The organism is Brevibacterium sanguinis, assembly GCF_003315415.1.
GTDB lineage: Bacteria > Actinomycetota > Actinomycetes > Actinomycetales > Brevibacteriaceae > Brevibacterium > Brevibacterium celere_A.
The window spans coordinates 346,171-369,780 of record NZ_QNSB01000002.1 but is presented as its reverse complement, the minus strand read 5'-3'; the positions used below and the strand labels follow the sequence as shown (position 1 = coordinate 369,780).

Sequence of the window (23,610 nt, the reverse complement as noted above, 5' to 3'; positions counted from 1 at the left end):
ATCCACATAGTTTTCCACAGTTTGTGGAACCGGAGCGACTCGAGGCCGAGATCCTCCACATTCGTGGATAAGGATGTGGAAAACTACACCGTTGTGACTTGTGGATTCGTGACCCTCGTCCGAGCCGGGAACGGGTCCAGCGCCTCGGCGGACCGGCTCCTGCGGTGATGCAGGCCATGTCCGGTTCGTTTGACCGTCGACTCGGGCCTTCGCTAAGATGGAGTGTCCTGTGTACTGGGCTTCATCCGATTCTCTTTAAGCTCTACTGCACAGGAGTGCTCGGCGGTCGAGACTCGCACCGCCGTTTTTTGTGAGAACGCATTGTCGTTCACCGGCGATCTAGAAATCGGAGACCTGAAGTGAGTAAGCGTACTTTCCAGCCCAACAACCGCAAGCGTGCCAAGAAGCACGGTTTCCGTCTGCGCATGCGCACCCGTGCCGGCCGCGCCATCCTGGCTTCGCGTCGTCGTAAGGGACGTTCCGAAGTCTCGGCATAAGGCATGATCCCCGCAGCGCACCGGATCCGGAGCGGCGATGACTTCAGACGAGTCTTCAGAGCCGGAGTCCGCGTGCGCTCGGATCATCTCATGGCCCACGGCCTGACAGATACGAATGATTCCCACGCCGGCCGCGTGGGTTTCATCGTATCCAAGGCCGTTGGCAATGCCGTGAGGCGCAATCGGGTGAAGCGACGCCTGAGAGAGATCATGCGTCCGCGGATATCGGACCTCGAGCCCGGATCCCTGTTCGTCATCCGAGCGCAGCCGAACGCCGCCGAGGCGGACTATGCCGTGCTCGAGTCCGAGGTCGTCACCCTGCTGTCGAAGGCACGGAGGAAGCTGGCGGATCGTGGACGCCGAGCATGACCTTCGGCATGTCTCGGAGGTCCCACCCCGTCCGCGCGGGTGGTGTCCCTCTCTCTGGTGGCTGCTGAGGATCGGGCCGCGGTTTCCGTTCGTGTGGGCGATCCGCGCGTACCGGCTGGTCATCTCTCCCCTCTACGGGCAGGTGTGCAGGTACTATCCGAGCTGCTCGATGTACGGTCTCGAGGCCTTCGAGATACACGGAGTTCTCAAGGGGATGGTGTTAACTGGGTGGCGGATCCTGCGATGCAATCCCTTCTCCCGCGGTGGGGTGGATCATGTTCCCGGCTCAGCACGTGAGGCCCGGTCCGAGAGGATCCGGTCCGGCGAATGATCCCGACCCCGGTCCAGGCTGCCGATCCCTGGGGATGCTGCGCAGCGCGCGAGGAGATGGGGTCCCACTGCGCGGTCTCGCGACCGACTGGCAACAATGGCAAAATGAACGATCGTGAAGATTCGTTGTAACGAGGAGAACTGAATGGACTGGATTGACAAGCTGCTCTACCCCCTGCAGTGGGTGGTTGCTTGGATCCTCGCGATCTTTCACGAGATCTTCACGGCGATCGGGCTGCCGGCGGACAACGGCTGGACCTGGGTGCTCTCGATCGCGGGCCTGACTCTCGTCATCCGTGCTCTGCTCATTCCGCTGTTCGTCTACCAGATCAAGGCGCAGCGCAAGATGCAGCTGCTGCAGCCGGAGATCCAGCGACTGCAGGCCAAGTACAAGGGCAAGAAGGACCAGTACTCGCGTCAGGCCATGGCCGAGGAGCAGATGGCCCTGTTCCGCGACAACAAGACGAGCCCCTGGGCGTCCTGCCTGCCGCTGCTCGTCCAGATGCCGATCTTCTTCTCACTCTTCCGCGTCATCCACAACATGCCCAAGGTGGCCAACGGGGATATCGGCGCCATCGGCGGGTTCACTCAGCAGCTGGCGATCCAGGCCGAGCAGTCCTCGGTCTTCGGGATCTCCCTGTCGGCGGTCTTCACGGACCCCGGCATCGGCGTCAAGCTCCTCACCGGTGTCCTCATCGTCATCATGGCGGCGACGATGTTCATCACGCAGAAGCAGATGATGGCCAAGAACATGTCGGAAGCGGCGATGGCCAATCCGATGATGCAGTCGCAGAAGATGCTGCTCTACATCATGCCGATCGTCTTCGGTGTCGGCGGCATCTACTTCCCGCTCGGCGTCCTCTTCTACTGGCTGGTCTCGAACACCTGGACCATGGTCCAGCAGCACATCGTCATCCGCAACATGCCGGCTCCCGGGTCCAAGGCCGAGAAGGAGATGCTCGAACGCAAGGCGCGCAAGGGCAAGGCCGTCAAGACGCCCGAGTCCACGGGCACTGTTGCCGAGACCGCCGCCGAGGCGCCCAAGCCCAAGGGGCAGCGCGCTCAGCCCGTGAGCAAGAATCGCAAGAAGAACAAGAAGCGCTGAGGAAGAACATGACTGAAGAGATCGTCGAAGACCGGGCCGCGAAGCCGAGCCGAGCAGAACTCCTCGAAGAAGAGGGCGAGATCGCAGCGGACTACCTCGAAGAGCTGATGGACATCGCGGACATCGACGGCGACATCGACATCGATGTCGCCGATGGCCGCGCGCAGCTGTCCATCGTCTGTGAGGACCAGGAGGAGTCGAATCTCCGCACGCTGGTCGGACGTGACGGCAAGACGCTCAGCGCCCTGCAGGAGCTGTGCCGGCTGGCCGTGCAGACGAGCACAGGACAGCGTTCCTGGCTCATGCTCGACATCGACGGCTTCCGTTCGAGCCGCCGCGACGAGCTCATCACGAAGGCTCAGAAGGCGCTCGCGCAGGTGCGCGAGACCGGTGAGACCTATGTCTTTCCTCCGATGAACAGCTTCGAGCGCAAGATCATCCACGATCAGGTGGCACAGGCCGGACTGGTCTCGGAATCCGAGGGTGAAGGAGACGGACGGCATGTCGTCGTCCGTTCCGCGAATGACTGATCTCTCCGCCCTCGAGGTCCCTCCGACCGGAACCTCGGCCTATTTCGGTGAGTCATTCGGCACAGCCGAGCGCTACGCCGAGCACCTGGCGACCACCGGAATCGAGTGGGGCCTGATCGGTCCTCGTGAAGTGGACAGGCTGTGGACGAGGCACATCCTCAACTGCGCTGTTGTCGCCGAGTTCATCGATGACGACGATGTCGTCGGAGACGTCGGCAGCGGCGCCGGACTGCCCGGCATTCCGATCGCCTTGCTCAGGCCGAATGCCCAGGTCGTGCTCATCGAACCGATGGAACGCCGTGTCGAATGGCTGACGATGGTTGTCGAGGACCTCGGCCTGGACAATGTCCGCATCGTCCGGGCTCGAGTGGAGGAGCTCGTCGACGAGGAGATGTTCACCGCGGTGACCGCCCGGGCGGTCAAGGCGATGACGACGCTGATCGAATGGACTCACGATGTCGTGGGACCAGGAGGCCGCATCCTCGCTCTCAAGGGAGCCTCGGTCGAGGCCGAGCTGGCGAAGACGAAGAAGCTGCTCAAACGGTATCGTTTTGGTCAGCCGACGATCCACCTCGTGGACGGAGGCGGAATCCTCGAAGTGCCGAGCCGCGTAGTGGAAATCGCAAAGAAATAGATCAAAGCAAATCTGGTTTAGGCTGAGTACAGCTTTGTGAACCCAATGGATGATGGAGTGCGCCGTATGCCGATCATGGACGAGTCGTCTCCCATAGGCGCTGCGATCGCACGCGACAACAGGCGCGCCGATCGTCTGTCGCAAGTGAGCTTCCCCAAGCCCGATTCGACTCGAGTGTTCACGATCGCCAATCAGAAGGGCGGCGTCGGCAAGACGACGACGGCCGTGAACCTCGCCGCCGCTCTGGCCAAGCAGAATCTCAACGTCCTCGTCATCGACATCGACCCGCAGGGCAATGCGAGCACCGCCCTCGGCATCGATCACTACTCCGAGGTGACGAGCATCTACGACGTCATCATCGACGACGTGCCGATCAGGGAGGCAGTCGCGCAGTGCCCTGATTTCGAGACCCTCAAATGCGTGCCGGCGACGATCGACCTGGCCGGAGCCGAGATCGAGCTCGTCTCCCTCGTTGCCCGCGAACAGCGCCTGCACCGCTCTCTCACCCAGTACCTCGACGAGGAAGCCGCAGCGGGCCAGCGCGTGGACTATGTCATCGTGGACTGCCCGCCGAGTCTCGGCCTGCTCACCGTGAATGCCTTCGTCGCCGCACGCGAGGTCCTCATCCCTATCCAATGCGAGTACTACGCCCTTGAGGGTCTGAGCCAGCTGCTGAAGAACATCCAGCTGATCCAGAAGCACCTCAATCCGAACCTGGCGATCTCGACGATCCTTCTGACGATGTACGACGGCAGGACCAACCTGAGCGCACAGGTGGCCGAGGACGTCCGCACTCACTTCCCGGACCAGGTCCTCCGGACGTCGATTCCGCGATCCGTGCGGATCTCTGAAGCCCCGAGCTACGGGCAGACCGTGATCTCGTACGATCCCCATTCCAGTGGCGCCTTGTCGTATCGGGAAGCTGCCGAAGAAATTGCTATTCGAGGAGTGAAGCGTGGCTGAACGCAGGAAGCGCGGACTGGGACGGGGTCTGGGAGCGCTCATCCCGGACGCCGCCGCAAGTGAGCGTCCCGTGGATGTGTTCTTCTCCGGTGGCGAGACGGACGAGAGGCAGAGCAACGGAGAAGAGGCGAAGCCCGCCCGCACGCGGACCGACCCCGCCGCCTCCATGCAGTCATCACGCCGCAGGAAGGCGAAGACGGCCGCCGCCGGCAAGGCTGAAGGCGCAGAGCCCCCGACGACCGGTCAGGCGAAGAAGGCGCGAGCCGGTGGGTCGAAGGCGGAGGCCGGCGAAAGCGCGGGGACCTCCTCCAGCACCTCGACGGCTCGGAAATCGACGAGCGCGAAGTCGACCGGTGGGAAGTCGTCAGCTGTGAAGACGTCCGGCGCGAAGTCGACCAGTGCGAGGACTTCCGGTGGGAAGGCTTCTGCTGCGAAGTCGACCGATGCGAAGACCTCCCGCTCGAAGACGACCGACAGGTCTGCCACCGATGCAGTCACTGGTGCCGAATCGATATCGCCACCGAGGACCGACGACAAGTCTGCAGGCGCGTCGTCGTCAGCGACGACGAAGGCTGCCGAGGAGACACCTGAGGGTGTCTCTGAGACGACGGCAGAGGAACCGTCGACTGTGGACGCCTCAGAGGTGCCCGAAGCCGCTCCAGATGCCGCCCCTGAACTGTCGTCGTCGTCGTCCGTCGATGGTTCGTTGACCGATGGTCTCTCGTCTGGGCAAGAAGGCTCTGCACCCACGGATGCGGACGATGTCAGGGAGACCCATCCGGGCGTGTATACCTCGGCGGGAGGGTCGTCGAACTCTGAGCGGACCTCGAAGAGTAGTACTACAGGCGAAGTTACCATGTCGGGCGACTTCTCCTCCGACTCTTCGTCCGACTCTTCGTCCGACTCTTCGTCCGGCCCTGAGATGCCGGAATCGTCCGAGGCCGAAAGTCCGAGCACAGCGGATGCGAATGCTGCCGCGGAACGCTCCTCTGAGTCCGACGACGAGACGGACGACGAAGCGGACGACGGGGTCGAGTCGATCGCCGACACCGAGTACGGGGAGATCGCTGTCGATCTCATCGATCCCAATCCTCGCCAGCCACGGACGGTCTTCGACGAAGACCAGTTGGCTGAACTCGTGCACAGCATTCGCGAGATCGGCGTCCTGCAGCCTGTCGTCGTGCGGCAGAAGCCGGGTGATTCGCCACGCTACGAGCTGATCATGGGCGAACGTCGTCTGCGCGCGACGAAAGAAGCCGGCCTCGAGTCGATCCCTGCGATCATTCGCCATGTCGACGACACCGACCTCCTCCGGGATGCCCTCCTGGAGAACCTCCATCGTGCGGAACTCAATCCGCTGGAGGAGGCTGCTGCGTATGGCCAACTCCTCGAGGACTTCGGTTGCACTCAGGAGGAGCTTTCGGAGAGGATCGGTCGTTCACGTCCGCAGATCTCGAATACTTTGAGGCTTCTGCGTCTTCCGCCTCTGGTTCAGCGTCGTGTCGCTGCTGGTGTCATCTCCGCAGGGCATGCGCGGGCGATTCTCGGGCTGAAGAATCCCGAGCATATGGAGGTTCTCGCTCAACGTATTGTCGCCGAGGGGTTGTCCGTGCGGGCGTCGGAAGAGGCCGTCGTTCTGCTCAACCGTGGTGACTCCGTGAATGTTTCACGTGCAACGTCGAAGGTCGCTCCGGAGTTCATCGAAGTGGCAGAACGCCTTGGGGACCGTCTGGATACCAAGGTGAACATCACCGTCGGCAAGCGAAAAGGAAAATTGAGCGTCGAATTCGCCAATCAGGAGGATCTCGACCGCATACTCAACATCCTTGGCATCAAGGACTTCAGCAACTGATTGAAATCGGAAGAGAGCCCCTTCAGCTGTGCAGCTGAGGGGGCTCTCCCTCATGTGCTGCATTCCCGGACCTTCCTTCGAACCCCAACTAGCGTCGACCGTCGGTTGGTTCACCGTGGATCTCCGACTATCCCGTACCCTCCGGTGGAAAATCCGGTGGTGATAGTGGCTGCTCGGATCGGCGAGGCGTTTCGTAGGGCATTTTGGGACTGACACATGGCGGCTGAAGTTCCCCGTCCGGTGAGTAGCTGCGACTACGAGACTGGATTACCACGGACACTACTGATTGACCGGGCGCTACCAGACAGTCGTTAGGCTCAGCGCTTCGCGGTTCATCGGGAACCGTGGTCACGCTCAAGTCTCCGAACCCCGCACGAATCGTGGAACACTGTCGGTGTACGCGGAAGGGGTTCCACGTGAAACGCAATGCCATCCTAATAGGCGCGGGGGTTCGGGAGATTGTAGTGCTCGGTGTTCGGTCGCCGAGAGTCCGTTTCCACCGTTTTCCGTCGAACGAGGCTCGAGTTAATCATGGGTCTAGGCGCGTTCCGCATGTTCGTGACACAGTCTGTGCCTGAGTACCCGGCGATGAACGACCCCCATGGGCAACCACGCGCGTTGCTGTTGGTGGCAAGGGACTGATCCACCGTGCTTCCCCTGGCGCCGGGTCATTAGTGGTGTTTCACGTGGAACAGAGCGCTTCTGTATCGCAACCGACGAAAGAATGAGCGCATCAGCATTGCTGGTCTGGGGCAAGTTGAGGCTGATCTGTTTTCCCGCAGGGTGTGGCCGTTCTGGTTATGGCAACTGAGGAATCGCTGCATCTGCCAGAATGCGGTCGGCCCGGCGGCCAACGCGAGTTCAGATGTTGGAGTTGGAGTAGGATGCGCGGGACGAGAACCAGATTGATGCAGTTCCTGTGTGCCAACCACTCTCCGAGGGAGGCGCAGATACACTGGGAACGAGGTTTCATGTGAAACCGACGCGGCCGCGCGTCCATACGTCGGCGCTGGCTATGTACATGTTGGACTACGCACCCGGCCCAGCGCGTGCCTCCAAACCTGCGGGCGAGCAGGGAGACCGCAGCTGCTCCCTCTTGATACTGCAAATGCCTTAGTATATGACACAACTTCACTGGATCAAGCACACGTTCCGGTCGCTATACATGGCACTGCATTCCGGGCTTGCAGGCAGTAGGATTCCGCTCGATTCCTTGTGATCTCAGGGCAACCAGTAGAAATTATCCGACTGGTTGGCTGGTTCTGGCTCTCAACGGGTGTTGTGCGCAGCGCAACAGAAGGGTTCGATGAGTTTCCGACGGTCTTCCTTGCACGGGTTTCACGTGGAACACGGGTCGGGCCCTTGTGTTGTACCTTGTTTGGCTACGCCCCCACCGCACGGATGACTGTTCGGTCTCGCAACGTGTGCTGTGGGCAGCGAAGCGCAGACGGGCTCGGTACATCTCCGAGGGTCGGCCTTACGGAGGCTTCTCGTGAAACATCGTCTTGGCTTTAACGGCAACGATTGCATGGCCAGTCCGTTTGCATGAACCCGGTGTTATGCAAACGCGGTAACTGCCGGATCGCGACGCAAACCGTGCTGCCTGTGGTGCCCGGAGGGCGGTACTACGTTCACGGAGTCCCACGCTCCCCGCCTTTACGTCGGTGGATGGACAGGTTTGGGGACAGTTCGCGGGTCCGCCTGTTCCACACCCGACTTGCCCCGGTGAGTGCGGTCAGTGCAATCAGACGTCGAGTCGTACCTCGGGTGTGAATAGTCGATCGCACTTACACTAGATGCCTCAGTTGGCCCTTTGACTTCTTGGGCGGGTAGATCAGTGTATTCGCTGCTTATAGCTCCCTTAGTTCTAATGCGATGTTCCACGTGAAACATCCGGGTGCTTCTCCCAAAGCCGCCGCTCGCCTATCTCGCCGGCACGGTGATTCCTGTGGGATTCGCGTGCGGACCACTCCTCGCGCAGAATGGGTGATTCACCCGCTTCGACGGTTTGGTCTCTCGATGAGACAGGCGCAATGGAGCACACTCGATCCCACCTCCACCTAGGATGCTCCTACCTAGTGTCCGACGAAGCAATTTGAGACGGCGTCCGCGTTTCACGTGAAACCATTTGTCAGGTCTCAAACGGGCACTTCGGACTCGCGCCCCGTAGCTATTGCGATCATGTTTGTTTTGCCGTCCTGGACCCAGAAACTCACTGCGTATCAGTGGGTACTTCCCGGAGACGATTTGCGATGCTCTCCACCGTTAGGCGACCCGGCGCTGTGGACGTGTGAAGAATGAGTCGGATGCCGCATTCCGCAAGCTCGCGACTCGGGTTCCATCTGGCATGAGTCCTCGAAGGCCTCGAGAGTTGCGCCGTTTGACTCGGACAGGCCGTTAGGGCTGAAGGTTTCGGTCGGAGAATAGAACGTATTCGGAGCGAGTTTGAACGCCGAAAGCGCAGTGTGTTTGTTGATCATGTTTCACGTGAAACGCAGCCGGCGCAATGTGAGGCGGTGTGAATGTTTCTAGTGAGACGCAGCCGGCGCGTGTCAGTCGACGGGAGTGTTTCACGTGAAACTGCGAAGCTAGAGCGCTAATCGTAGTGTCGACAACTAGAGCAGGCGGTTGATGTGGTTTGGCGTTGAGCTTGTACGGGCCCGGATGACATTCTTGCTGCCCTGCAAGGAGTATATGTGTCGGTCCAACGACCTACCCGCCGGCCGAACATGGACGATTTGGAATCTGCACTGTGCCGGAGAAGCGAGCGATAGCGGGCATTTGGGGAGGAGCGCTGGCTCTCGCTGCTTCGTACTCTGCGTGCTTTACCGTCTCTATGTGCTCCGTCTGCTGTTAGCCGGCGTTCGCTCATGACTCGACTGTGGGCGCCCAGGCAATGGGAACAACCAAAGGTGGGCATCTGATCTGAGCTCTGGCGTTCTGAGGGTTTTCTCCAAGTTGAGCACGCGTGTTCCACGTGAAACACTACGGCCCCTGCCCAGAAGCGGCAGTTCCCCATTGATCAGGCGTTGCAGAACACACCCATGTGCTGAGAGTCAGGTACTGCCAACCTGGGCGTGCCAGTCGCTTCCCGTGTTGATGCGACCAGGTGCGCCTTCCACCGATCTCCTATTGACTGGCGCCGTTGTCGGGTCGCTTCCTTTTGAATGCCGTAAGTCTTGTCGCTCTTGAGAGCAGATTGTTCCACGTGAAACCAAGGAGGAAGTCAGGAAGTACCGTATTCGTAGGGCTATACGCCTGAACAGATTCGTGAGATCTGAATCGAAGCGCGGGGCCTCGCCGGTGGATCGACCTTGAGGCGTCGGAACTACTCTACTCCGTTCAGTGCTTGGCGCCTTTGATGGCGCTGTTGACCAGAACACTCCGATTCGATCACATAATGCGTAGGCACCAAGTAGGAGCCCGAGCACGGCGTGGATGGAGACCGAATTAAGGGAACGTTCTCTGTCATTGGCGGCGCATTGGGAATAGCGTGACGAAGTATTAATTCTTAACGAAGTTTCACGTGAAACGAGATGAGCGGGTTTGTGCTTCCGCTTCGCATATCGCCGTTCATCCGGCCCGCGGGAGGATGAAAACCGGCCCGACAGGTCATGTTAGAACACCTGGTACTCGGTCCGTGGCGAGGACGTGCAACCAGGTGCGTCTACTCGACGGCGATGTGACCCGGAGTTTCACGTGAAACTGTGTTGGAGCTATTGGGATAAGACACCGACCGGAACAAAACCGCCGATTTGCCGGACCGCGTGGGCAGGATCAAATGCGTGTGTTCCCAGGAGCGTGGACGATCTCAGCTGAACGCTTTGATCGCCTCGATACTGAGGGTTCCCGTGTCGGGGTCAGCGTCCTCTCTGACGTAGAGACGTTGAAGGGCAGCAGCGATCCCGACGGCGACGGAGTCGCGGGTATGTGGCTGCTCGAGACGTCTCAGATCGTCGTCGTTGGTCAGATAGCCGGTGACGACGTGGACCTTCGGCGTCTTCAGTCGCTTCAAGGACGACCACGTCCTGGCGTGTGTACGGCAATCGAGCATGCCGGTACGTGAGGTCACCTCGCTCTGAATGAGGGAAGCGAGTCGTGATCCGATCGGGGAATTCACATGAGGCAGCTTCTCATGCCCGAAGTAGAAGCTCGCAATGCCGTTGGCCTGCGGAGAATCGTGGACATCGGCGGTGACGGTGATGACCGCCGATGCGCGCAGGTGATCGGCCATGCTGATGTCGACCGACTCGGCGTCGACGACGATCGCTCCGGCTCCGACTGCTTCGAGTCGACCCGCCAGACGGCGGGCGATGTCAGTGGTGATCTCCTTCTCCAATGCGGCCTGTTCATCGGTCATGGGAAGCGTCACGAAATCTACAACTGTAGTTGCTGCTTCGATGACGAATGTCCGACCGGCCAGGGACGTGCCACTCGCGGCCACCCGAGCGCGTTCTTCCAGTGCGAAGAGATTCCCGGTGCTGTGGTTGCGATCGATTGCGGAGAGGCCGCGCAGGGTCTGGGGCCCAGCAATGCCGTCAGGAACCGTTCCGAGGCTCCTCTGCAGTTCCTTGAGCGCGGCTTCGGTGACGTCTTTGAACTCCGCATCGATGAGGCCGGCGTAGAACCCGAGACCGGCAAGCTTCTGCTGCAGATGGAGCACATCGTCGCCGGCCAGGGGCTTGACGGGGTCGAATCGGAGCACTCTGTCCCCGAGCTGGTACCGCGCCCGTTCGAGTTCCGAGAAGGTCTCTGTGCCGAGGACACCGTCGCAGAGGATGCCCCGGACCTGTTGGAACTGGCGCAGGGCGAGTTCGAACGACTGGTCGAACTCCGGAGAACCCGCTTCGCCTGCGTCGAGGCCCATGCGGCTCATCTGCGATCTGACCGTTGCCAGTACTTCTGAGGAGTCCCCACGCTTGAAATGCGGGTGTGGGCGGTCAGTCACGTGCTTGCCAATCTGCTGTGTGTGTCGGGTCCGGATACACCGAAGGCGCCTGTTGATCCTACAACAGGCGCCTCGGAGCTTGATCAGATGAAGTCGGCGAGCTCTTCCTCGAGGGCCGGCTTCGGTCGGGCACCGATGATGGTCTTCGCCACTTCTCCGTCCTTGAAGACGTACAGTGCGGGAATCGAGGTGATCCCGTATGCACTGGCGGTTTCGAGGTTCTCGTCGGTGTTGACCTTGACGACCGTGAGCTTCTCGGCGTTCTCTTCGGCGATCTGGTCGACGATGGGACTGACCATTCGGCAGGGGCCGCACCAGGGGGCCCAGAAGTCGACCAAGACGGGCTTGTCGGACTTGAGAACGGTCTCTTCGAATGTGGCGTCGGTGACTTCGGTCGTCATGGCCTACCTTTCTTCAATCAGTGTTCTCAGTGGAGAACAGCATGCGAGGGGGTTTCATTCCCTCTCTCAGGAGCCTAACGGCGCCGCCGTTGCAGCCGCCGCCGCGTCGACTCCCTGAGACTGCTTCGCCGCGGACTCGAGTCCTGCGAGGTAGTGCTCGGCGTCGAGGGCCGCCGCGCACCCGGACCCGGCGGCCGTCACCGCCTGGCGATACACGGAGTCGATGACATCACCGGCGGCGAAGACACCGTCGACCGCCGTCTTGGACGAACGGCCGTCGACCTCGAGGTAGCCGTCGGCGCGGAGCGGAAGCTGGTCGGCGAAGAGACTCGTCCGCGGGTCGGAGCCGATGGCGACGAACAGACCGGTGACCGGAAGCTCCGAGGTCTCGCCGGTGACGGTGCTGCGCACGGTGATGCCCGTCAGCGACTCGTCGCCGTGGATCTCGGCGACTTCGCTGTCGAGGAGGAACTCGAGCTTCTCATCGGCCTTGGCACGGTCCTGCATCGCCTGGGAGGCGCGCAGTTCCTGGCGGCGGTGGATCAGCGTGACCTTCGAGGCGAATCGCGTGAGGAACGTGGCTTCCTCGAGCGCGGAGTCTCCGCCCCCGACCACGGCGATGTGCTGATCGCGGAAGAAGAACCCGTCGCATGTTGCACACCAGCTGACACCGTGCCCGGAGAGCTTCTTCTCGTTGGGCAGGTTGAGCTCACGGTAGGCGGAGCCGGTGGCGAGGATGACCGCCTTCGCGGTGTATCGGGCTCCCAGCGCCGTGACGATCTGGTGGGCGCCGGGCTCGAGGGTGAGGGTCTCCACGTCGTCGTAGACCACCTCGGCGCCGAACCTCTCCGCCTGGGCGCGCATGTTCTCCATCAGCTCGGGACCCTGCACTCCCTCGGGGAATCCGGGGAAGTTCTCCACGTCGGTGGTGTTCATCAGCTCGCCGCCCGCGGTCACGGATCCCGCGATGACCACGGGATTGAGATTGGCACGGGCCGCGTAGACGGCGGCGGTGTAGCCGGCGGGTCCCGACCCGATGATCACCAGTTGGGTTTCAGTCATGTGCAGATGTCCTGTTCAGTTCAGTTCTCGATGCGCCCGCCCACGATGCGGGCGCGGATTGCCTGTCGTAGATGTAACCGTCCGGCCCGAACGCCTATTCCGTGCTCGGGCCGGAGCGGGACCGCGGGCCTATTTCACGGCGACCGTGCTGATCGATGCTCGGTAGCCGCCTTCGCCCTGCGGCAGCTCGGTGATCCAGAGGATCAGACTGTCGGTCTCGACCCCCTCGTCGAGTTCGACGGTGACACCGTCCTTGTCGAACTCTCCCTCTCCCACCTTCTTCGCGTCGGCAGGATCGGAGCCGCTGCGGATCTCGAAGGCACCGCCCGAGGAGGACGACTTGACCTCGACCTCCTTGACGATGGTCTCCTCCTTGAGCTCCACGAGGAGTCCGACCCCGGACTTGAGGTTGCCGAACTCGGCGCTGTTGTAGCGATCGGTGCGCCATGACCCCTTCTCACCGGGCATGACATCGGCTGCGCTGTCGTCGTTCTCGCTGTCGTCACCCTCGGGGTCGAGCGCCGAGACCGTGTCGATCTCCGGTGGCACGGCCGGCTCCTCCTCAGCAGCGTCCTCGGTGCTCTCCTCGGCCGGCTGGGTGGGTGCCGGGGAGTCGACGACGGTGGCCGGCTCGTCCTGTGAGTTCTGGTTGACCACGACGAAGCCGATGACGACCGCGGCGGCGAGGACGACGGCGAGGATGATCCAGGGCAGGGGCCTCTTGCGCCGGTCGGTGCCCTGCGGACCGGTGCCGGAGCCCGCGGCACCCGCCGGGGCGCCCGCGGCGGCTGCCCCCGCGGTCCCGCCCGATGTGCTCGTCCCGGTCACCCGGCCCGAGGCGCCTGCTGCTCCCGCAGGTGCCGATCCTCCGGTTCGCGCCGCACCTGCTGCCGCTCCGGTGGCTCCGGCGACGGTCGCTCCGGCGGTTCCGACCGCAGCGGCGACTGTCGGGCGACCGTCATCGCCCTGCTTCCGGACCGATCCGGTTCCCTTCGGGTCTCCGCGACCGGCTGGGCCGGCATCCGGGGCCTGGGTCGGCAGGGGCGCCGTCGCGGCATCCGTCGCCGCGGTGGTGCTCATCGGCTGGGTCGTGGCGTCGTCGTCGACCGTGCCGGGTGAGAGCCGGCGCACCTGCTTGGGAGGCGCCGAGGCGTTGGCCTCCGCCCGTCTCTCCGCCGAGGCGGCTTCGAGGGCCGCGACGCGCCGCCGGGCCTCCTCCTCCTTGGCACGGGCGATGCGACGTTCGCGTTCGTACTCGCGCAGCTGATGCTCGCGCTGCTGCTCGTGGGTCTCGAACATCCCTCCGAGGAACCACGACCCGTCGTCCTCGTCATCGAGGATGACCCGGGTGTCGTTGTCCTCATCGTCGTCGGAGACGATGTCGAGCGCCTGGGTGTCGGGGTCGGTCGGGTCCTCGCCACCGCGCTCCATGATCGGAGTCGTCATGTTGTCGTCGTACTCGCGATCGGCGTACTCGGAGTATTCGGAGTAGGTCTGCTCCGGCTCCCACTCGTCCCATTCCTTCGCCGCATGGTCGATCTGGGAGGCACCGATGGGGAAGCTCGAGGCCTCGCGCATCTGCATGCGGTCGGCGTAACGGCCGGTCGTCTTGCCGACGACGCCCGCCGCCAGCCCACGGGTGCCGGGACGCGTGATCCCGATCCGCACGAGGGCGGCCTTGACCTGGTCCTCGCTGGCCGTGGCGTTCGAGCCGATCCCGCCGGACCCGGGCGCAGGCAGCCGGGTGGCCTCCTCGAAGCTGCGCGGGGCCCGGTTGAACAGGGAATCGTTCTCCCGGACGGGAGCCTTGGTCACGTACCGCAGGAGCTCGGGATCCCATTCGGCGAGGTAGCCGAGGACCTCGGCCACGGAGCCGGGTCCCGGGTCCGCTCCGGTGAGGATGCCGCTGACGAAGTCGTCGACGGTGGGAGGCAGTTCAGGATTGAGCGATCTGGCGCGGGCGATCCGGGAGTTCTCCCGGCCCGACGGCGGAATGCCGCCGACCGCCTCGTCGCCGGGCCAATGGCCGGTCAGCGCCGCGTAGAAGAGCCGCACGAGGTCGAGTGCGTCCTGCCGGGACGCCTTCGTCGGGGTCCAGTCCTCAGCGGGGAGGACGCCGGTCCCCAGGGCCAGCGCGGCGTCGATGCCGATGCCGGAGACGAGGACGCCGCCCTTGGACGTGATGCCGGCCGTGCTGGGGCGCAGGAACATGTGGAAGAGTCCGCGCCGTGCAGCGGCGACGAGGACCGTGCCGATCTCGCCGATGAGGGCGCGGGCGGTGTCCACCGACAGCGGGGTCCGGGGCAGGATCTCTCCGAGCGAAGCGGCGGCGATGCGCTCGACGACGACGTAGTCGAGGCCGTTGGCCTGTCCGACATCGAGCGTCGGGGCGATCCGGTGGTCACCGAGGATCGACACCCGCCTTGCCGCATCGAGCATGTCTCCGGACTTCTCGGCGTCGGCGACATGGATGAGGACGGGCTCGTCGAGAATGGCGTCGAGGGCCGTGCAGACCGCGCCCGCCTCGGGGGCCTCCTCGATCCACGGACGGTCGATCGTCGATACAACATAACGACCGGCCACGACCATGCCGGGTTCGATATGGATCAGGGTGATCACCTCCGAGGGGACTGAAGAGAGCGGCTATCGTCTTATTTTTCCAGCAACCACGCCAATTATCGAATGGAGTTCCCGGACTTTGAGCAGATAGCACACGCCCAGGTAGACGATGAGCATGACGAGACCGATCATGACGACCTCGAGCGCCGCCGGGATCCGTCCCGCGGGGAACCATGGGTTGGCGAAGTACAGGCAGACGAATCCCGCGACCATCGCCACCGCTCCCGCGGCGACGAACTTGAGGTGGCTGAGGACGATCGTGCGCAGGTCGATGCCGCCGAGACGGCGGTGGAGGATCGCGAACGAGAGCACCATCGCGAGCAGGTAGCCGAGGCTCATGGCGGCGCCGATCGCCATGACGGTGAACTCCTTGGGGATGTAGGCGATGGCCCACACCGCGACGGAGGTGAAGACGACCTGCGGCAGCTGGACGAGGAACGGGGTCTTCGCGTCCTCGTAGGCATAGAACACGCGTTGGGCGAGGTAGTTGGCGCTGAAGGGGACGAGCCCGATGACCATCGTCGTGATCACCATGGCGATGGTCCGCGCCTGACCGACGTCGGCGCCGGCGGCGATGACCATCGCGACCTGGGTGCCGAGGACGAAGAATGCGACGGTCGCGAACATGTTGATCATCCCCACGATCCGCACTCCGGTGGAGAAGCCCTCCCGGACCGCCTCGGTGTCCTGGTGGGCGGCATCCCTGCTCATCGAGGTGAACAGCGCCGTGGCCAGGGATACCGCGATGAGCGAATGCGGGAGCATGAAGACGAGGTAGCCGTAGGAGTAGGCGGCGTTCGAGGCGTTGCCGGCCCCCGAGGCGCCCGCCGCGACCCGGGAGATGACGAGGAAGCCCAGCTGGCCGATGAGCATGGCCGCGAAGGTCCAGGACGCCACCCTGCCCGCGGTGCCCAGGCCCACGCCGCGGAAGCCGAACCGGGGTCGGTAGGAGAATCCGATCCGCTTGAGCGGCCAGATGAGGATGAGGGCCTGCGCGGCGACGCCCAGGGTGGCCGACCCGCCGAGGAGGGCGATCTTCTTCGGCGTCCAGGTCCCGAGCGAATGGGACACGGCGTTGTCGGAGCCGAAGACGACGATGAAGACGGCCAACCCGATGATCGCCACGACGTTGTTGAGCACCGGCGCCCACATGTAGGGCCCGAAGGAGGACTTGGCGTTGAGGACCTGTCCGAGCAGCGTGTAGAGGCCGTAGAAGAACAGCTGCGGCACGCACCAGTAGGCGAATGCGGTCGCCAGGGCCATCTGGCCGGCCCCCCAGCCCGAGGAGTAGAGCCAGACGAGCACGGGGGCGGCGAGGGTCGCGGCGAGGCTGACCATCGCGAGCAGGAGGAACGACAGGGTGAGCAGGCGGTCGGTGTAGTCCTTGCCGCCGTCCTTCATCTTCGCGGCCCGCACCAGCTGCGGGACGAGAACGGCGTTGACGACGCCGCCGGCGAGCAGCATGTAAAGAGTGTTCGGGACCTTGTTGGCGACGTCGAAGGCATCGGCCTGGACAGCGGTGACGCCGATCGCGGCCGCGAGCATGGCCGCTTTGACGAACCCCAGAATGCGTGACGTGAGAGTGCCGGCCGTCATCACGGCCGACGACTTCGCCAGCGCTGCTAGCTTGGACAAGTCCTACCTCTTCTCCGGTTCTTCGGATCGTGCGCGGGCGACCGCGGCCGCCAGCTGCTGCTCGGGGATCTGCCGACGACCGCGGGAGACGGACTTGACGAGTCCGATGACGAACACCGCGGCCAGGCCGAGGCCGATCACCGCCGTCCCGATGTTCTCCCAGTCCGCGCGGACTCTGACCAGCAGGGACGTGTCGCTGGGGAGGACGGCGTCCGCGGCGGTGACCATCTCGATGGTCGTCGGGACGTCGGCGTTGGCCAGTCCCTCGACGGGGACCTCGACGCGGGTGCTCGACTCGGGAGCGACCGTGACCATCTCGGTGGGCTGTGCCCGCAGCTGCGGGGTCTGCGGGCGCATGCGCACCCGCAGCTGCGCCTCGGCGGCGGTGTCGTTGACGATCGTCACCGGGATCGTCGTCTTCTCCCCGGTGACGAGGAGCACGGACGAGCCCTCCTCGAGGCGGATGCTGTCCGTCTGCGCGCTGCTCGTCGACTCCGCGCTCTCGAGGCAGCGGTTGGCGTTGCCGCCCATCGTCCAGGCCACCGACGTGCACGTGAGCAGCGACCTGTCCAGGGTCGTGTTCGCGGTGGCCACGTCCGTGAACACGGTGTTGAACCGGCTCTCCGTCTCGCGGACCTCGGCCAGCCCCTGCAGAGTGCGGCTGCCGATGTGCTGGGCATCGGTGTCGGTCCGGAGCACCCCGCGCGGCGAGACGTCGGAGGCGAGGAGCTCATCGAGCCCCGCCGTGCGAACCCAGGGGGCGTCGGCGATGGCCGTGACGGCCTTGGCCCAGTTCGCCGAGGCGGCCGAGCGCGGCAGCGGCAGCAGCAGGTGGCGCGTCCGGTAGGGGGCCTCGGATTGGATCGCCGCCGTGACCGCGACGAGCTCGCTGATCCCGGCGGCCGGACGATCGGACCGGATGATGCCGCGGCTGAGATCGGTGAGTGCGGAGTCGGCGACGAGTGTCTCGATCGCCGAGTCGGCGCTCGCCGCGGTGCGGGTCCGCGAGTGGGCGCTGTCGCGGATGCCCGTGAGGGAGGGCTGCTGGCGGTCGTCGAGGATCACGGTCTTCGTGCCCGTCTCCTTGAGCGCCGCAAGCTGATCGCGTTCGGCGCTGCCGGCGATCGGCCACGCGACGTCGGTCCGCGCGTGGGGCAGGACCGCGGTGACGAGGTCCTTCTGGGATTCCGCGAACGCGGACAGGCCGCCGAGGCGCTGGGCGCTCAGGGCGGTCTGATCGGGATCGCCGTAGGGCAGGACGACGACGGGATGGGACCCGGCGGTGTCGAGGAAGTCCCAGTACCAGGTCTCGAGCCGGGTCCGCCGGGCCTCCCTGGCCTCGGCCTCGTCCGCGCCGGCCTCGTCGGCCGCCGGCCGGGTCTCGGTGTTGCGCGGATCGCTGCCCTCGGGTTCGGGCGGGGCGGTGGGGTCGTCGGTCGAGGTGGGAGTCGCCTCGGCGGTCTGTCCGTCGTCCGCGGCCGGCTCGGCACCGGGTTCGGCGAGGGCGGACTCGAAGGAGGCGATGATCCGCGGGTCGAGGGCGATGCCGACACCCGGGGTGTCGAGGACCGTGGAGATCGTGGCCAGGGCACCGCCGTCGGAGATCGCGGCATCGAGGTCCGCGGGGCTGATGAGGCCGTTCTCGGAGTACCCGGGAAGGGTGACGGGGGCGAGGATGCTGATGGCGGTCTTGTCGAATTCGGGGTTCGGGTACCACGTCGTGAAGCCGATGCCCGACGCCCGCAGACCTGTCGCGTCCCGCAGCTGCACGGCCAGGCCGCGCGGACCCCACGACGACACGGGTGAGGACTTCCGCAGCCCGAGGTCCTCGGCGGGGACGGAGATGGTGAACTCGTGGGCCGAACCGGCGGCGATCTCATCGCCGAAGTCGACGTCGACTTCCGGTGCGGGATCGGACCGGTCCTCCTGAGAGGACTCCTCCTCGGCCTTCTTCCGCGCCTCGGGTCCGTCGGTGTCGAGATCGGCGATCGTGCGGTTCTGCGACTGATCGCTCTTCCACGCCTCGATCCGGTGCTCGGCGTCGAGGCTGCGGGTCGAGATCTTGAGATCGAGGTCGGGAGCGACGATCGCCTCGCTGGTCGGATTGGCGATGAGCCCCCGGACCGTGACCGTGCCCTTGTCGTCGACCCACGGGGTCACCTCGTCGAGGGTGATGCTCACGTCCTGCCCGGGGTTCGGCGCCGCGGCGCCAGGCGAGGCCTGTGCCGCCGAGGCGAGGACCGGGAATGCGAGAATCGACCCTGCGAGCACGGCGATCGCGCTCAGCAGGGCGAAGAGGAATTGCGCACGGATCACGGGTTCCACGGTCTACGTCTCGTCATCGGTCCTGGTCATCACTCGCCCCTCCGGCCGTCGTCTGCGGATCCGACACCATCGGACGGGCAGCGGCGACGATACGGCGTTCATTGGCGAACGACAACTTCGACCGCAGCTGGTCGAAGGGGACCCAGGCCGCGTCGATCGCCTCCTGATCGGGATCATTGTCCACCGTCAGGGTCCCGGACCGGGCACGGAGCAGGAAATGGTGGACGAGTTTGTGGACGCGGATGCCCGCGACGGTGAACCAGTAGTCGACGGTGCCCAGCGGACGGATGACCTCGCCGAGGATCCCGGTCTCCTCCGCGACCTCCCGCCTGGCCGCCTCGGCGGGGGTCTCGGATCCCTCGAGGTGGCCTTTCGGCAGGCACCATTCGACCCTCCCCGCGCGATTGATCCGGGCGATGACGGCCACGCACCGATCCGGGCTCGTGAAGTCGACGACGATGCCCCCGGCCGATGTCTCCTCGACCGTGGTGCGACGGGACGTCCTGGGTCCCGGCTTGGGCATCGGTGTGGTCATTCTCCTACCTTAATGGGCGATTCTTGGAAGTTTCGTCGAACGCCGCCGGGTAGGCTGGTGGACGCTCGACGAGCCGCCCGGACGGCTCGACGACACGCAGCGGATGAGCTCGCGACGACGAGCGATCCGGCTCGTGACGACCCGCTCGCGATGACCCGCGGATGAGAAGGAGTTCGGTGGATCCACACAGCGCGCAGGCCCGTCTGCACGACACCCTCGAGGAGCTCGACGACATCCTCGGGCCGCTGGGACGCCGCTTCGCCGACGCCGGTCATGAGCTCGCGCTCGTCGGCGGATCCGTCCGCGACGCGCTGCTGGGCAGGCCGATGCCCGACCTCGACTTCACCACCGACGCGCGACCCGAGGCGATCGAGGAGCTCATCGCCGGTTGGGCCGACACCCATTGGGACATCGGGCGGGAGTTCGGGACGATCGGCGCCATGAAGTCCGGGGTGCAGATCGAGATCACGACCTACCGCGCCGAGTCCTACGACCCCGAGTCGCGCAAACCGGTCGTCTCCTTCGGCTCGGACCTCGACGCCGACCTCGTCCGGCGCGACTTCACGATCGGCGCGATGGCCGTCCGGCTGCCGGCGAAGACGTTCGTCGACCCGTTCGGCGGATTCGCCGATCTCACGGCCGGCGTCATCCGCACGCCCGGTGCCGCCGCGGACTCGTTCTCCGACGATCCCCTGCGGATGATGCGGGCCGCGCGGTTCACCTCCCAGCTCGGCCTGCACGCCGCCGCCGAGGTGGAGGCCGCGATGAGCGACATGGCCGACCGCATCGCCATCGTCTCCGCCGAGCGGGTGCAGGTCGAGCTGCGCAAGCTCATCACCGGGGCCGACCCGGCGGCGGGCATCGACCTGCTCGTGCGCACCTCGATCGCCGACCACGTCCTGCCCGAGGTCGCGGGACTGCGGCTCGAGACCGATGAGCACCACCGGCACAAGGACGTCTACCAGCACAGCCTCACCGTGCTCCAGCAGGCCGTCGACCTCGAGCGGGCCTACGCGGCCCGGCAGCGCGAGGCCGGCCTCGACGCCGACGATCCGCAGTTCCTCGAGGAGCCCGACTTCATCGTCCGCTTCGCCGCCCTCATGCACGACGTCGGCAAACCGGCGACGCGCAGGTTCCTCCCCGGCGGAGCCGTGACCTTCTACCACCACGACGCGGTGGGCGCGAAGCTCACCGCGAAGCGGATGAAGGCCCTGCGCTTCGACAAGGACACGATCAGGGCCGTCTCCCGCCTCGTCGAACTCCACCTGCGGTTCTACGGCTACGGAGACGCCGGGTGGACCGACTCCGCCGTGCGCCGCTACATCACCGATGCCGGGCCCCTGCTCACCCGGCTGCACATCCTCACCCGCGCCGATGTCACGACCCGCAACCGAAGGAAGGCCGAGCGTCTCGCCTTCGCCTATGACGACCTCGAGCGGCGCATCGAGAAGCTGACGGAGCAGGAGGAGCTCGCCGCCGTCCGTCCGGACCTCGACGGACGGGCGATCATGGCCATCCTCGACATCCCGCCCTCCCCGCTGGTCGGCAAGGCCTACAAGTTCCTGCTCGACATGCGGCTCGAACACGGGCCGATGGCGCCCGAGCGCGCGGAGGAGCTGCTGCGGGCCTGGTGGGAGGACAACCGGCCGCAGGAAGACGCGATCGAGGACACGGCCGAGGACGCGGCCGAGCGCTCGACCGACTGAGCACCCGCCTCGGCGGGACCTCGCCCCGCCCGACGCGCCTCGGCGCGGCCTCGCACCATTCCACCCACCTCGGCGTGGGCTGACCTCGTCCGACCCTCCTCGGCCGGTTCGGGGAGACCCGCGTGCCCGAACTCTCGCACCGGCTGGTAACTTCATGTCCACAGGCAATGTGCTCGACGTCACAGTCGGGGCAGGACACCGACGCGAGGAGACCAGAATGACAGTGACCAGTGATTTCCGTGCCGCGAGGGACCGGCTCATCGAGCTGCGCAGCGATTGGGCCGCCGCCCGGGAGAGCTTCGAGTGGCCGCGCTTCACCCACTTCAACTTCGCCCTCGACTGGTTCGACGAGATCGCCAGGGACAACGACGCCCCGGCACTGTGGATCGTCGAGCAGGACGGCAGCGAGGGCAAGTGGAGCTTCGCCGAGCTCTCGGAGCGCTCGAACCGGGTCGCCAACTTCCTCCGGCATGCCGGGGTCAAGCGCGGTGATCATGTCATGGTCATGCTCGGCAACCAGGTCGAGCTGTGGGAGACGATGCTCGCCGGCATCAAGCTCGGCGCAGTCCTCATGCCCACGACGACCCAGCTGGGACCCATCGACCTGTCCGACCGCGTCGAGCGCGGACAGGCGCAGTTCGTCGTCGCGGGGCCCGCGGACGCGGCGAAGTTCGACGAGGTCGACGCCGAGGTGGTGCGCATCGTCGTCGGCGGTGAGTCGAGCCGGGACCAGGACTTCGACTACGCCGACGCCGGGAGGGAGAGCGCCGAGTTCGACCCGCAGGGGAAGTCCCGGGCCGATGATCTCCTGCTGCTGTACTTCACCTCGGGCACGACCTCGAAGGCGAAGATGGTCGCCCATTCCCACGTCTCCTACCCCGTCGGCCACCTCTCGACGATGTACTGGATGGGCCTGGCCCCGGGAGATGTCCACCTCAACGTCGCCTCGCCGGGATGGGCGAAGCACGCGTGGTCGAACATCTTCACCCCCTGGATCGCGGAATCCTGCGTGTTCCTCTACAACTACACGCGCTTCGACGCGAACGCGCTCATGGAGACGATGGACAGGGTCGGGGTGACGAGCTTCTGCGCGCCTCCGACCGTGTGGAGGATGCTCATCCAGGCCGACCTCGGCCACCTGAAGAACCCGCCGAGCAAGGCGCTCGGCGCCGGTGAGCCGCTCAACCCCGAGGTCATCGACCAGGTGAGGCGAGTGTGGGGCGTGCACATCCGCGACGGCTACGGCCAGACGGAGACCACCCTGCAGATCGGCAACTCCCCGGATCAGGAGTTCAAGCCGGGGTCGATGGGCAGGCCGCTGCCCGGCTACGATGTCGTGCTCATCGACCCGGCGACCGGTGAGGAGGGCGACGAAGGCGAGATCTGCCTGCGCCTGGACCCGCGCCCGATCGGCCTGACGAGCGGGTACTGGAGCAATGAGGAGAAGACCGCCGAGGCGTTCTCCGGGGGCGTCTATCACACCGGAGACGTCGCGCAGAGGGACGCGGACGGCTTCATCACCTACGTCGGCCGCGCCGACGACGTCTTCAAGGCCAGCGACTACCGTCTGTCCCCGTTCGAGCTCGAGAGCGTGCTCATCGAGCACGAGGCCGTCGCCGAGGCGGCCGTCGTCCCCTCACCCGACCCCGCCCGTCTCGCGGTCCCCAAGGCCTACGTCGTCGTCGCCGGAGGCTATGAGCCCGATGCCGACACCGCCCGGGACATCCTCGCGTACAGCCGCGAGCATCTGGCTCCCTACAAGCGCATCCGCCGGCTCGAGTTCGCGGAGCTGCCGAAGACCATCTCCGGCAAGATCCGGCGCGTGGAGCTGCGTGCACGGGAGGACCAGCTCCATCCGTTCAGCGGCGAACCGCAGGTCGAGGGCCGTGAGTACGCGGACACGGACTTCGACCTCAGAAGCTGAGGCCACCGCCGAGGCGGCGCGACGGTCCAGCCCCGTCCTCCTCGGGGAGGGCGGGGCCCACCGTCTTCGGTGAGGGACGGTGCCTCGCCTCGGGGACGGAGGGCACGCGCCCCGCCTCGGGGACGGACGGGTGGAGCAGATGTGACCAACGCCGCAGTCGCCTCGGCGTGTTTCC

General features: G+C 65.0%; 18 protein-coding genes. 10 read left to right on the top strand and 8 right to left on the bottom strand.

Going from position 1 to position 23,610, the window contains the following annotated elements; translation table 11 throughout:
• The first annotated feature begins 359 nt into the window (after positions 1–359).
• The 7 genes from rpmH to DFO65_RS04065 all read left to right on the top strand — a co-directional run bounded on the left by rpmH (position 360) and on the right by DFO65_RS04065 (position 4,428).
• Positions 360–497 (top strand): 50S ribosomal protein L34, encoded by a 138-nt coding sequence (gene rpmH, locus DFO65_RS04095; protein ID WP_009376895.1) that lies wholly within the window; start codon positions 360–362, stop codon positions 495–497.
• 3 nt (positions 498–500) lie between these two features.
• A complete protein-coding gene (rnpA, locus tag DFO65_RS04090) occupies positions 501–866 on the top strand; it encodes a ribonuclease P protein component (protein WP_113903143.1) in 366 nt (121 codons plus the stop codon).
• Positions 787–1,197: a membrane protein insertion efficiency factor YidD gene (gene yidD / locus DFO65_RS04085; RefSeq protein WP_113903142.1), complete on the top strand. Its 411-nt coding sequence runs from the start codon at positions 787–789 to the stop codon at positions 1,195–1,197. The genes rnpA and yidD overlap by 80 nt, the downstream gene beginning before the upstream one ends.
• 144 nt (positions 1,198–1,341) lie before the next feature.
• Positions 1,342–2,301: a membrane protein insertase YidC gene (gene yidC / locus DFO65_RS04080; RefSeq protein WP_113903141.1), complete on the top strand. Its 960-nt coding sequence runs from the start codon at positions 1,342–1,344 to the stop codon at positions 2,299–2,301.
• 8 nt (positions 2,302–2,309) lie between these two features.
• Positions 2,310–2,831: a Jag family protein gene (locus tag DFO65_RS04075; protein ID WP_113903140.1), complete on the top strand. Its 522-nt coding sequence runs from the start codon at positions 2,310–2,312 to the stop codon at positions 2,829–2,831.
• Positions 2,824–3,465, top strand: a complete 642-nt coding sequence (gene rsmG, locus DFO65_RS04070; RefSeq protein ID WP_245940463.1) for a 16S rRNA (guanine(527)-N(7))-methyltransferase RsmG — start codon at positions 2,824–2,826, stop codon at positions 3,463–3,465. Before DFO65_RS04075 ends, rsmG begins: the two co-directional genes overlap by 8 nt.
• Before the next feature lie 66 nt (positions 3,466–3,531).
• On the top strand, positions 3,532–4,428 hold the full coding sequence (locus tag DFO65_RS04065) for a ParA family protein (RefSeq protein ID WP_113903138.1): 897 nt from the start codon (positions 3,532–3,534) through the stop codon (positions 4,426–4,428).
• Positions 4,429–4,671: 243 nt separating this feature from the next.
• On the opposite strand, the gene DFO65_RS17030 is transcribed toward DFO65_RS04065, so the two are convergent.
• The gene (locus DFO65_RS17030) at positions 4,672–5,286 is read right to left on the bottom strand and encodes a hypothetical protein (protein ID WP_181778609.1); all 615 of its coding nucleotides are present in this window, start codon (positions 5,284–5,286) and stop codon (positions 4,672–4,674) included.
• Between DFO65_RS17030 and DFO65_RS04060 the strand changes: the two genes are divergently transcribed.
• Positions 5,285–6,280 carry a ParB/RepB/Spo0J family partition protein gene (locus DFO65_RS04060; protein ID WP_245940462.1) on the top strand — a complete coding sequence of 332 codons (996 nt, stop codon included), beginning with the start codon at positions 5,285–5,287 and terminating at the stop codon, positions 6,278–6,280. The two genes, DFO65_RS17030 and DFO65_RS04060, sit on opposite strands and share 2 nt — an antisense overlap.
• A 3,811-nt stretch (positions 6,281–10,091) precedes the next feature.
• Here DFO65_RS04060 and DFO65_RS04055 read toward each other — a convergent pair.
• The 7 genes from DFO65_RS04055 to DFO65_RS04025 form a co-directional block, all read right to left on the bottom strand.
• Positions 10,092–11,156, bottom strand: a complete 1,065-nt coding sequence (locus DFO65_RS04055) for a peptidoglycan-binding protein (RefSeq protein ID WP_113903137.1) — start codon at positions 11,154–11,156, stop codon at positions 10,092–10,094.
• Positions 11,157–11,311: 155 nt separating this feature from the next.
• Positions 11,312–11,629: a thioredoxin gene (gene trxA, locus DFO65_RS04050; RefSeq protein WP_113903136.1), complete on the bottom strand. Its 318-nt coding sequence runs from the start codon at positions 11,627–11,629 to the stop codon at positions 11,312–11,314.
• Positions 11,630–11,695: 66 nt separating this feature from the next.
• Positions 11,696–12,691 carry a thioredoxin-disulfide reductase gene (gene trxB, locus DFO65_RS04045; protein WP_113903135.1) on the bottom strand — a complete coding sequence of 332 codons (996 nt, stop codon included), beginning with the start codon at positions 12,689–12,691 and terminating at the stop codon, positions 11,696–11,698.
• 129 nt (positions 12,692–12,820) lie between these two features.
• Positions 12,821–15,310: a protein kinase family protein gene (locus DFO65_RS04040; protein WP_113903134.1), complete on the bottom strand. Its 2,490-nt coding sequence runs from the start codon at positions 15,308–15,310 to the stop codon at positions 12,821–12,823.
• 24 nt (positions 15,311–15,334) lie between these two features.
• Positions 15,335–16,906, bottom strand: coding sequence for a murein biosynthesis integral membrane protein MurJ (gene murJ, locus DFO65_RS04035; RefSeq protein ID WP_428844214.1), 1,572 nt, complete (start codon positions 16,904–16,906; stop codon positions 15,335–15,337).
• A 42-nt stretch (positions 16,907–16,948) separates the two neighbouring features.
• The gene (locus tag DFO65_RS04030; protein WP_245940460.1) at positions 16,949–19,261 is read right to left on the bottom strand and encodes a DUF6049 family protein; all 2,313 of its coding nucleotides are present in this window, start codon (positions 19,259–19,261) and stop codon (positions 16,949–16,951) included.
• A gap of 22 nt (positions 19,262–19,283) precedes the next feature.
• Positions 19,284–19,805: an NUDIX hydrolase gene (locus DFO65_RS04025; protein ID WP_113903131.1), complete on the bottom strand. Its 522-nt coding sequence runs from the start codon at positions 19,803–19,805 to the stop codon at positions 19,284–19,286.
• A 176-nt stretch (positions 19,806–19,981) separates the two neighbouring features.
• On the opposite strand from DFO65_RS04025, the gene DFO65_RS04020 reads away from it, so the two are divergent.
• Both DFO65_RS04020 and DFO65_RS04015 read left to right on the top strand, forming a co-directional pair.
• On the top strand, positions 19,982–21,511 hold the full coding sequence (locus tag DFO65_RS04020; RefSeq protein WP_245940459.1) for a CCA tRNA nucleotidyltransferase: 1,530 nt from the start codon (positions 19,982–19,984) through the stop codon (positions 21,509–21,511).
• A 217-nt stretch (positions 21,512–21,728) separates the two neighbouring features.
• Positions 21,729–23,435: an AMP-binding protein gene (locus DFO65_RS04015; protein WP_113903129.1), complete on the top strand. Its 1,707-nt coding sequence runs from the start codon at positions 21,729–21,731 to the stop codon at positions 23,433–23,435.
• Positions 23,436–23,610: the final 175 nt, after the last annotated feature.

What these genes read in the sequence shown, in the direction of transcription:
- rnpA (WP_113903143.1), top strand. Translation starts at nt 501, where the DNA reads ATGATCCCCGCAGCGCACCGGATCCGGAGCGGCGATGACTTCAGACGA.
- yidD (WP_113903142.1), top strand. Translation starts at nt 787, where the DNA reads ATGCCGTGCTCGAGTCCGAGGTCGTCACCCTGCTGTCGAAGGCACGGA.
- yidC (WP_113903141.1), top strand. Translation starts at nt 1,342, where the DNA reads ATGGACTGGATTGACAAGCTGCTCTACCCCCTGCAGTGGGTGGTTGCT.
- DFO65_RS04075 (WP_113903140.1), top strand. Translation starts at nt 2,310, where the DNA reads ATGACTGAAGAGATCGTCGAAGACCGGGCCGCGAAGCCGAGCCGAGCA.
- rsmG (WP_245940463.1), top strand. Translation starts at nt 2,824, where the DNA reads ATGACTGATCTCTCCGCCCTCGAGGTCCCTCCGACCGGAACCTCGGCC.
- DFO65_RS04065 (WP_113903138.1), top strand. Translation starts at nt 3,532, where the DNA reads ATGCCGATCATGGACGAGTCGTCTCCCATAGGCGCTGCGATCGCACGC.
- DFO65_RS04060 (WP_245940462.1), top strand. Translation starts at nt 5,285, where the DNA reads ATGTCGGGCGACTTCTCCTCCGACTCTTCGTCCGACTCTTCGTCCGAC.
- DFO65_RS17030 (WP_181778609.1), bottom strand. Translation starts at nt 5,286, where the DNA reads ATGGTAACTTCGCCTGTAGTACTACTCTTCGAGGTCCGCTCAGAGTTC.
- DFO65_RS04055 (WP_113903137.1), bottom strand. Translation starts at nt 11,156, where the DNA reads ATGAGCCGCATGGGCCTCGACGCAGGCGAAGCGGGTTCTCCGGAGTTC.
- trxA (WP_113903136.1), bottom strand. Translation starts at nt 11,629, where the DNA reads ATGACGACCGAAGTCACCGACGCCACATTCGAAGAGACCGTTCTCAAG.
- trxB (WP_113903135.1), bottom strand. Translation starts at nt 12,691, where the DNA reads ATGACTGAAACCCAACTGGTGATCATCGGGTCGGGACCCGCCGGCTAC.
- murJ (WP_428844214.1), bottom strand. Translation starts at nt 16,906, where the DNA reads ATGACGGCCGGCACTCTCACGTCACGCATTCTGGGGTTCGTCAAAGCG.
- DFO65_RS04025 (WP_113903131.1), bottom strand. Translation starts at nt 19,805, where the DNA reads ATGACCACACCGATGCCCAAGCCGGGACCCAGGACGTCCCGTCGCACC.
- DFO65_RS04015 (WP_113903129.1), top strand. Translation starts at nt 21,729, where the DNA reads ATGACAGTGACCAGTGATTTCCGTGCCGCGAGGGACCGGCTCATCGAG.